This window comes from Cupriavidus sp. 21MJTG02-4, assembly GCF_057798975.1.
In genome coordinates this window covers 1-1,406 of record NZ_JBYOJP010000051.1, presented here as the reverse complement: position 1 = coordinate 1,406, position 1,406 = coordinate 1, and the positions used below count along the sequence as shown (strand labels likewise).

General features: G+C 58.7%; 1 protein-coding gene. It reads right to left on the bottom strand.

The window, feature by feature from the left end; all coding sequences use genetic code 11:
- Positions 1-256 precede the first annotated feature (256 nt).
- Positions 257-1,279: an IS110 family RNA-guided transposase gene (locus AC3FKH_RS34415; RefSeq protein WP_488680154.1), complete on the bottom strand. Its 1,023-nt coding sequence runs from the start codon at positions 1,277-1,279 to the stop codon at positions 257-259.
- Positions 1,280-1,406: the final 127 nt, after the last annotated feature.

Here is a 1,406-nt window from a genome sequence, read left to right as displayed (position 1 = left end):
TTACTTATATGGTCGCCTCCCTTTTGCAAGGGATATTTGTCGATAGCCAGTAGGGTGGTTGCGGACTTATATTCGGACTCGATCGCGGAACTAAGTCCGCCGGCCCCGATGGATTTCGCCGCAGAGGTCCTCATCTACAGTACGGACTCAAGGTCCAAGTAAAGTTGCAGGCTTGTCTCTGCGCGGTCCAACCTGTCTTGCCATCATTCAATATCAACCTATGCAACCGTGAAAGGTGGTGTGGGGTCCTATGAAGTCATGCCGGCAATGGTGGAGCCACGGGGGCCTGGTACGCGCGCCCGTATGCCAGCAGGGCCCAAATGATTCTCGCCATTTTGTTGGCCAGTGCCACGGCAACGACGTTTGTGGGTCGTCGCGCCAGCATGGACTTGACGTGGTCGGGTAAGTGTCGCGCCTTGGATATCACGGCTCGCGCGCCGTGGATCAACAAGGTGCGAAGGTACACGTCGCCCCGCTTGCTGATGCCGCCGAGTTTGACCTTGCCGCCGGAGCCATTCTGTCGAGGCACTAGTCCGAGAAAGGCAGCAAACTCTCGTCCGGATTTGAAGGTGTGGACGTTTCCAATGACAGCGACTGCTGCTGTAGCCGTCAACAATCCAACCCCGGGGATCTCGGAGATTCGGCTGCACGCTTCGTCACTGCGGCGCCAGGCCATGATGCGTTGCTCAATCCGTTGGATCTGCTCATCGAGCGCTAGCAGTCGAGACAGTTGGTCTTGCAAGCTATCCGTTAGCATCGTCGGCAACTGGTCTGCCAGATCGGCCAGGGCGATTTTCGCAGCGGCGATGCTCGTCCGGCGGCCCTGTGGCAGCACCACGCCGAATTCATATAACAGTCCGCGCAACTGGTTCACCTGCATCACGCGAAAGCGTACGAGCTGCTGGCGCATGCGGTGCAGCGCCAGCATGGCTTGCTGCTCTTCCGTCTTGACGGCCACAAATCGCATTCCGGGTCGTTGAGCTGCTTCCCAGATCGCTGCGGCGTCTGCGGTGTCGTTTTTGTTGGATTTGACGAACGGACGCACGAACTGAGCCGCAATCAGCCTGACATCGTGCCCGAGTCCGGACAGCTTCCGTGCCCAGTAGTGGGCACTGCCACAGGACTCCATGACGATGCGGGAAGGTGGATGGTTTGTGAAGAACGGCAAAAGCTGCGCGCGCCTCAGGGCTTTGCTGTGAATCGTGCCAGTGTCGGGCTCAACGAAATGGACCTGGAAAACGTGCTTGGCCAAGTCGATGGCTACTGTGGTCGGTTCCATGTTGATCCTCCTTGGCAGGTTGCGACGACAGAATCGCCACTGTGACACACATGGGAGCTCATGTCTGGCAGACTGGGCCGTCCACGGTCGCCGATAGGCCGGGGCGGGAGGCGACCATTCCATCTAC

What these genes read in the sequence shown, in the direction of transcription:
- AC3FKH_RS34415 (WP_488680154.1), bottom strand. Translation starts at nt 1,279, where the DNA reads ATGGAACCGACCACAGTAGCCATCGACTTGGCCAAGCACGTTTTCCAG.